This is a genomic window from Laribacter hongkongensis DSM 14985, from assembly GCF_000423285.1.
Taxonomy (GTDB): domain Bacteria; phylum Pseudomonadota; class Gammaproteobacteria; order Burkholderiales; family Aquaspirillaceae; genus Laribacter; species Laribacter hongkongensis.
This window is the reverse complement of record NZ_AUHR01000031.1, coordinates 1-7,311: the sequence shown is the minus strand read 5'-3', so window position 1 is coordinate 7,311 and position 7,311 is coordinate 1. Positions and strand designations below refer to the sequence as shown.

Genomic DNA, 7,311 nt, shown 5'->3' with positions numbered 1-7,311 from the left:
TGCTGACCCGGCTGGCCGACCAGTTCGACGCCATCGGCACCGTCAAGGACGGTCGCCTCCTGTTCATCAAGGCCGGCGAAGCCACCACCGCCAGCGGCGAACCCATGCCGGCCATCACCCTCACCCGCCAGGACGGTGACCAGCACCGCTTCAGCATCGCTGACGGCCAGAACTACACCGCCGTCACCGCCCGCTGGCAAAACGCCGACAAGGGCACGCAGGGTGAAGTCACCGTCGATGCCAACACCCGGTACAAACGCGTCCACACCAAGACCAAAAAGGGCAAGACCAGCAAGAAAACCCGCCAGGTCGCCGTGCAGACCGAGCCCGTCACCAGCAGCGCTGAAAACACCAGGGTGCTGCGCCATCTCTACGCCAGCGAAGCCACGGCACTGCGCGGCGCCAGGGCGGCCTTCGCCAAGCTACAGCGCGGCGTGGCCACCTTCTCGATCACCCTTGCCATAGGTCGGCCGGAGTTGCGCACGGAACTGCCGGTGACCGTGTCAGGCTGGAAACCGCAGATCGACGCCACCGGCTGGCTGATCAGCCAGGTGACGCACACGATGGGGGATGGCGGGTATACGACGGCGGTGGAGCTGGAGATGAGAGTTAATGACAACCAATAGCACCACGTAAAAAACAAAAAGCCGCACTATGCGGCTTTTTTGCTTTGACGTTATTTCAGCATTACCACTTCAGGGGTATACCAACACCTGCAGATGCAAGAGCCTTGCTTCCGCTATATCCGACTGCAAGGCTGGCTGAATTTCCGTTGGTGAAAGTTTTTCCAAGAGCAACCGCAGCTGCACCCTGACCGGAGAAAGTTGATGCACCGATACCCACACCATCAACCTTGATCGCATTCATCATCGCAGCAGCAGAAGCACCAGAGGATGCGATACCTGACCTGTACTCACGGCGATTACTGCTCACCGTGTTCTCAAGGCTTTTCACAGAATTTTCAAGACTGTCAATGCGATTACTGAAGCCACTCGTTGCTTGTTGCAGTTGGCTAAAATTGACTGCGTCTGTTGCATTCACGCCATTTTGCAACCCAGACAACTTGCCTGAAATTGCCAAGTCAGAATTGATGGTAACTCCACTGTTATTGACTACCAGCTCAGTATTGGGCTTTCCATAGAACGTATTATCACGAACAAGATGAATATCACCATATCCTGCATGGTCAGTATCTGACGTGATGATCACATCATTCACATTGGATACGGAATCTGCAGGCGCCGCAAAAGCGGCTACAGAAATAGTCAAGAGACTGGAGATAACGATGAGAGCATTTTTCATTACATTCACCCAAGGTGCATTTACCTAAACATCATAACCTCAAAATGAGCGATGAAAATCAATGACTGGAATAAATGTAATGATTTGTTGAAATCTAAGAGCAAGCAACAAAAAAACTACGTAGTAATACATATAAACACGAGGGAGTTATCGTCAAAAAATGAATACCATGAACAAAACGTAAAAATTATTGCCATATCTGGTGATGCTTCAAGTGCGAAACAAGAACACCAAAAAAACATCAACAGACATGCCATTAATCTCAGGAGAAAAGCAAAACTTCAACAAATAATTAAATTGAACCGCAAAACGAAAAATGACCCACAAATCAGTGGACCACCAAGACTAAATATATAAAATTAACACAAACAACACTATCAAAAAAATTTGAATTTTTCACTCGCAATAATTACCAAAAACGCAATAGAAAGGAGCCCGATAAAAATAGGAAGTAAATAATAAATATACAAATAACTACGTTTTTTGTATTTTATACAAATCAGTCTTGCCTCGTTCCAATACCGCACACAATTCGCAAAAAGCAGAATAACTGAAACAAAACCAAGCCAAACAACTATAGGCAAATTTTCCGCAAAATATAAATCATCATCCACGCCAGATATTCTCTCGTAAACCCTATTTGCACAATATAAAATCACTGCAATCACAGCCAGATTTTTAAGGAAATCAAAAAATTCTTTCGCCTCGGCGGCCCAATATTCATACCATTTATAATCATCCACTCAACTTCTCCTTTGCTTTAAGCAACCAAACAGCACACAACATCAAAACAAGTCCGACAAAGCAGCCTTGTTTATTCAATAAACAATCAGCTTTTCCTAGTTTTATGTATCACCTCGTCTTGTTTGTTTTCCAGACAAACTTCCCGTCTGATTCAGTGCAGGTCATAAGCTGGCGGTCATCCATCCTGAGTACCGCTCCGAGCGAGTAGACATGCCCGCCGTGATCGCAGGCATAGCTGTCAGCCTTCGGCTCACCAACGGCAAGCATCGCTACTGCACCGGCAGAGGCCATCACGGCAGCGCCGGAGGCAAATCCGATTGCCCAAGGCATCAGGCGGCTGAGGTGGCTGGTTGACACAACAGGTGGCATTGGCGCCGCGACGGGTACCGGCCTGCTGGCCGCAGCCTTGGCCGTGGATAGTGCGCATTCTCGGCACGGGTTAACGGCAGGCTCGGGCTTTTTGGTCGGCAGGTATTCGTTCACCACCGCCAGGAATTTCTCGTAATGCTGGGACAGCAGGTCGTCGTAGCGCTCAGCCCCGCAGACCGCCAGCGCACGCAGCCTGATTGCCGAATCGCTGATGCCGGTTAGCTCGGACACCTCCTTCAGCCGCTTGCGTAGCTCGGTGAGCTGGATCTGCGTCATGGGGGCATTGTCGCCATCAGCCATGTGAACGGTTACGGAAGCGTTGGCGTGTCCGCCCTGCTGCACCTGTCCAGTCAAAACCTGCCCGACATCCCCTTCAATGCTCACCATTTCCCGCAATGCCCACGTCAAAAAGATGAAGGCTAGATTAACACGAATGTCATTACGTTGACGTAAAGCAAAGCCCGCTCGGACTTATCCTAGAGCGGGCTTTGCTTTAAACACTCCTGTGAGCATGCTTGTGATCATCAAGGAGGGATGGATCAATCTAATGAAGACGATCCAGATTCCAGCTTACAGAGCCGGATTTCTCAGATTTCTTGCTGGATCAAGGAGTGCTGGTGAGCTGGTTCAGGCTGTTGATCAGCTCGCTTTTTTTCTGGTTTGCATGACTTGATTTGGTCATGTGCATTTAAATCAAAAAAGGCAATGGTAACAATTTCAGAAACAGGTATAACAGTCTGAAAATTTACTCTCAACCATTCCCATGACCCATCTTCCTTGGCTTTCCTGTAAAAATCTGTATAACTAGTAACCAGATTCATGGACAGAGTATCTTTATCTCTATAGCCGCTAAGCACAGGAAACAGGGTTATAAATGCGGAGCTCTTAAGGGTCTTTGTGCTGGCTTGCTCAAACGGAAAACCAATATAGACTTTGTTGGTTGACATTGTTACTTGAACAAGCAGCTGCTGAGTTGCAGCCTCGAGAAGAATACGTTCAAAATCGTTTTCTTCAGCAATCAACACAAGTGCCTTTTCAATATTTTCACGATTATCACTAAGCCAGCCAAAAATTTGGGCAATTAACATGCTAAATGCGGCCCATATCGTAAGCTTCACACTTTTTGGGCCAATCGATATATTTGATTTCAGCTGATCAAAATCGATGCCACAGATTGAGGCAAGCCAGTATCCCGCATTGATAGCATCCAGAAACAGACAAACAACACCAGAGGCAAATGCAAACAACACGCCCCATGTTGTCACATGGAAATAAGAATCCCAACCGGACGATCTTGCCTGCTTGAAACGAGCAAGCGGGTTTTTGCTTGTATACAAAAACCCGCTTACGATAATTACCAATATGGCAACAGCACTCATACGATAGAGCTACCCTTTTACAAGTTTCAGCTTTGAAACCTTGTCAACAGTATCCATTATGGATTTAATTACTTTTTCATTCGTCAAATCCATTTTGACACGTCCATCGCGGCTAACAGTAAATCTATCACGGTTATCGCTAATAATTTTTGCCAGTCTATCTACCTTGTCAGGTTTGCAGCTTGTATGAGACATGGTTCCCTCCTGGGTCAAATTCATGCGTAACGTACAGCGATTATCAAACTCTTACGCTGCGTTAGCATTCTAGCATCATTAATTTCTCAAGAAGTCTTGATTACAAAGAAACACAACATGTAGACGCACAAGCACCGACGAACACTAAATACAGGAAAGCATGGGTAGCCACACTTGCAACACGGTTTTGTTTCTTGAGTAATCTTGAGAGACACCAATGCAGCGAAGCAGCTTGATGTCTGTCAGTTACAGGTGAAGCATCGAGCAGCGTGACCGCCACATCAGCCTCTGGCAGTGGTCTCCCTACTTCTTCTCGTCGCGCTTGATGCCTATGGCGCAGCGGCTGACGATCATCGTCATGTTGGACTGGTCGATGGGGCCGATGTTAGACGTTGTCAACGTCACCTTTGACATTCCGCGAGCCATTCGAGGGATAGCACCGCGTCCATCGGCGGTGCAGGGTACCAGCGTTTCCTGAACTACGGACGGGGTGTTGCATCGTGCACATTCTGCGAGAGAGATACAAAAAGCAAAGCCCGCTCGGACTTATCCTGAGCGGGCTTCTGCATCCAGATCAGTTCAGGCGTCGAGGTTCCAGATCAGTCCGCAGCCTTGGGCTTTTCAAACTTGGGGGCGGTATAGTAATTACCGAGTTCATTCCAGTACTCAAGATCACCATTCGCATTAACCGCCTTGAATACTTCTTTACTATCCTCGTTATGGTAGGTCAGGATTTTCTTTCCATCACGACTGGATAGTACGTACTTGCCATCGAGAGTGGCACCATCTGCAAAAACAGAACGGATAAAGGTCTTGCCTTTGTCGGTGTAAGCGATCAGTTTTTTAGCTGGTTCAAACAGTTCAATCCATACACCTAGCTTTTTCCCAGGAACAGACTCATCTGAAGCAAGGACAGCCTCAAATTCACTCTGGCTTATGCCTTTTATTTCGATTTTCTGATCAGGCTGGTAATGGGTTGTAGCCCATGCACCTGAAGATGGCGCGCCATCAAGGCGATAAAAAATAAGGGCGGGGTTTGATTTGGCGTATTCAGATTTTATTTTCTCAGCCAGCAGCTTCAGCGTGGGTTCGTCGATCCGTTGGTGCAGCGTAACCTCAATACGTTTTACGTCACCAACAGAGCGTTCGCTTGCAATTTCGTATGCAACGTCATCAAGACTCGGCTTGTCTTTTTTCTGTTGAGCCTTGATTTGTGGTTCTGGTTTGGTATCTGCCTGGGCGACTGCTTCCTGCGTTTTTTCAGGCTGTTTAGCCTGCTGTTCTGGCGCATCGACAAAAATACCGATCGTGATAAAGAATGCAAAGAATGTGGCCACACCAGCGATAGCACGCGCAATCCATACATTCTTGTTGACCATCAATCTCTTGATGCCGATCCAAACGCCTGAGCCTACAGCGATTGCCGCAACCAGAATCATCAAGTCTTTCACGTCACCTCCGGGGTGGGGTTGGTCTGCTGGAAAACAGAATTAGCCGCCGCAAATTGATTCACAAGGGATGCCGTCACGGTCGCGGTCAAGCCGCCTGACACCACACTGCTCCAGATAAAAACGCGCCTCGGCGCAGGACCGCATTTCCTTACTGTAGCGCTTGCCTTCACAGGTGAACTGCGATTTGGCTTTCTTCTGCTGGGATGCTTCCTTCGGGGGCTGGTCCGGCGCAGCAAAGGACGGAGCCGTTACCAGACACAATCCTGTCAGCAACAACATCAGCGTTCGTTTCATGTGCACCTCACATTTATTGTCCGGCCCAAACCGGCAGGCTTTGACGCTCATGCTCACGTCAAAAAAATGAAGGGTAAATTAACGCTTATGTCATTACGTTGACGTAAAGAAAAGCCCGCTCGCACTTCCGCAGCGGGCCGTTAAGTCATTTCTTGTCGTCGCGCTTGATGACCCTGGCACGGCGGCCGACGATCATCGTCATGTTGGACTGGTCGACGGGACCGGTGTTGATGTTGCCGGCGTCACCTTTGACCTTCACACCAGCCTGCTCAAGAGCAGATCTCGCGGCATCGCTAGGGGTAGACGCCGGTGTGTCCTGAACCGCAGGCAGGGGGTTGTTAGACGCCAGACCGAGTTGCCGGATCGCAACAGATGCTTTGAATTTTTCTTGCTCACTCAGGGCGCGGTAATCCATCAGGATGAGTGCTTCGTCAGGAGTTAGAGCGTCTGGTGACGGCGAGCCAAAAAGCACGAACCAGATATCCACGCCACCACTGGCTAGACCAAGCAATACGTCTGAACTTGGGGCTCGAGTGTCGTTCTCATAATTGTGATAAGCGGAAGGGGCGATCCCCCCATGAGCAGCCATCTCACGCTGATTGAGGCCAAGACGGATTCTCTCGGCTTTTAAACGGCTTCCGATTCCCATACGATAATTTTTATTGCATTCTGCTCCCGCTCGAGAGCAGAATGCGTTCGCCTAAGTTAAGAACCTCCAAAAATACCATGAACGCTACTGCCACACCCGTCAGCTATGCACCGCGGACGCCCGGTATCAAAGGGACGACCATGTCGGTGGTGCTGTCAGACCGCCGCCTGTCACGGGTACGTGACCGGGCACAGGAAAAGCACACCAGCATCTCAAAGACCATTTCCGACATGATCGACGCGGCCGAGGTTGCGCCGGACCTGTCTCCTGCCAGCCGGGCCATGATCGAAAGCCTTGCGCTGGACTGGGGGGTGTCTGCGGATGCCATGTGCGCCGAACTGGTGCATGAAGCCTTGCGGGCACGTTGCCAGACTACGGCAACCGCGCCGGACGCATAACCACGGACAGGAGGAATACACCGTGGACATGCTGCGCGAGAGCTACAAGCGGATGTGCTGTTCGGTCAACGGCGGCTGGGCTGCCATGGCCGCAGCGCTGGGCCTGACCAAGAACGCACTGGAAAACCGCGTTTACGAACGCACCGGCCAGTCGGTCGACGTGCATCTGGCCATGAACATGCAGGCCACCAGCGGCACCACACTGTTTGCCGAAGCGGTGGCACGGGAATCCGGTGGCGTGTTCGTGTCCCTGCCGCCGGTCGAAGTGGTCGACAACGAGGAAATCCAGCTGCTCTATATGCAGGCGGTGGAGGAGATCGGCAATCTGGCGCGCTGCTGGCAAAAAGTGACCGCCGACAATGTGGTGACGCCGGCCGAGCGCCGCGAGCTGGAGGACATCCAGCGCCGTCTGGTCCAGAAAACCCAGCAGATGAACACGCTGACGTTCCGCCTGTTTTGTGAGGAGGCCCGGTAATGGCTTTTCGCTGCCCGCGCTGCGGCGCCGTCGCGGTGGTGGAAGAGGCCAAGTA

At 50.4% G+C, this 7,311-nt stretch carries 11 protein-coding genes and 1 pseudogene; 4 read left to right on the top strand and 8 right to left on the bottom strand.

Translation table 11 applies throughout. The features are described 5' to 3' along the window. A pseudogene (locus G542_RS18875) lies at positions 1 to 626 on the top strand (phage late control D family protein); the annotation flags it as partial. A gap of 61 nt (positions 627 to 687) precedes the next feature. On the opposite strand, the gene G542_RS18680 reads toward G542_RS18875, so the two are convergent. Further along, complete coding sequence (locus tag G542_RS18680; protein WP_143714433.1) at positions 688 to 1,302, bottom strand: YadA-like family protein; 615 nt, start codon at positions 1,300 to 1,302, stop codon at positions 688 to 690. A gap of 51 nt (positions 1,303 to 1,353) precedes the next feature. Here G542_RS18680 and G542_RS18675 point away from each other — a divergent pair, with 51 nt between their 5' ends. Further along, positions 1,354 to 1,659, top strand: a complete 306-nt coding sequence (locus G542_RS18675) for a hypothetical protein (RefSeq protein WP_143714434.1) — start codon at positions 1,354 to 1,356, stop codon at positions 1,657 to 1,659. 20 nt (positions 1,660 to 1,679) lie between these two features. Here G542_RS18675 and G542_RS18670 read toward each other — a convergent pair whose 3' ends face one another. The 7 genes from G542_RS18670 to G542_RS18240 form a co-directional block, all read right to left on the bottom strand. After that, positions 1,680 to 2,045 carry a hypothetical protein gene (locus tag G542_RS18670; RefSeq protein WP_012696377.1) on the bottom strand — a complete coding sequence of 122 codons (366 nt, stop codon included), beginning with the start codon at positions 2,043 to 2,045 and terminating at the stop codon, positions 1,680 to 1,682. 109 nt (positions 2,046 to 2,154) lie between these two features. Next, positions 2,155 to 2,802, bottom strand: a complete 648-nt coding sequence (locus tag G542_RS0113890; RefSeq protein ID WP_027824416.1) for a hypothetical protein — start codon at positions 2,800 to 2,802, stop codon at positions 2,155 to 2,157. A 200-nt stretch (positions 2,803 to 3,002) separates the two neighbouring features. Then, a complete protein-coding gene (locus G542_RS0113885) occupies positions 3,003 to 3,794 on the bottom strand; it encodes a hypothetical protein (RefSeq protein ID WP_143714435.1) in 792 nt (263 codons plus the stop codon). 9 nt (positions 3,795 to 3,803) lie between these two features. After that, on the bottom strand, positions 3,804 to 3,989 hold the full coding sequence (locus G542_RS18665; protein ID WP_143714436.1) for a hypothetical protein: 186 nt from the start codon (positions 3,987 to 3,989) through the stop codon (positions 3,804 to 3,806). Positions 3,990 to 4,588: 599 nt separating this feature from the next. Continuing rightward, complete coding sequence (locus tag G542_RS0113875; protein ID WP_027824414.1) at positions 4,589 to 5,440, bottom strand: hypothetical protein; 852 nt, start codon at positions 5,438 to 5,440, stop codon at positions 4,589 to 4,591. Between the two features lie 39 nt (positions 5,441 to 5,479). After that, a complete protein-coding gene (locus G542_RS0113870; protein WP_027824413.1) occupies positions 5,480 to 5,734 on the bottom strand; it encodes an excalibur calcium-binding domain-containing protein in 255 nt (84 codons plus the stop codon). Between the two features lie 145 nt (positions 5,735 to 5,879). Next, positions 5,880 to 6,383: a helix-turn-helix domain-containing protein gene (locus G542_RS18240; protein ID WP_081433571.1), complete on the bottom strand. Its 504-nt coding sequence runs from the start codon at positions 6,381 to 6,383 to the stop codon at positions 5,880 to 5,882. A gap of 77 nt (positions 6,384 to 6,460) precedes the next feature. Here G542_RS18240 and G542_RS0113860 point away from each other — a divergent pair, with 77 nt between their 5' ends. Both G542_RS0113860 and G542_RS0113855 read left to right on the top strand, forming a co-directional pair. Continuing rightward, positions 6,461 to 6,781, top strand: a complete 321-nt coding sequence (locus G542_RS0113860; RefSeq protein WP_081666854.1) for a hypothetical protein — start codon at positions 6,461 to 6,463, stop codon at positions 6,779 to 6,781. Positions 6,782 to 6,809: 28 nt separating this feature from the next. Then, complete coding sequence (locus G542_RS0113855) at positions 6,810 to 7,256, top strand: YmfL family putative regulatory protein (RefSeq protein WP_275450080.1); 447 nt, start codon at positions 6,810 to 6,812, stop codon at positions 7,254 to 7,256. Positions 7,257 to 7,311: the final 55 nt, after the last annotated feature.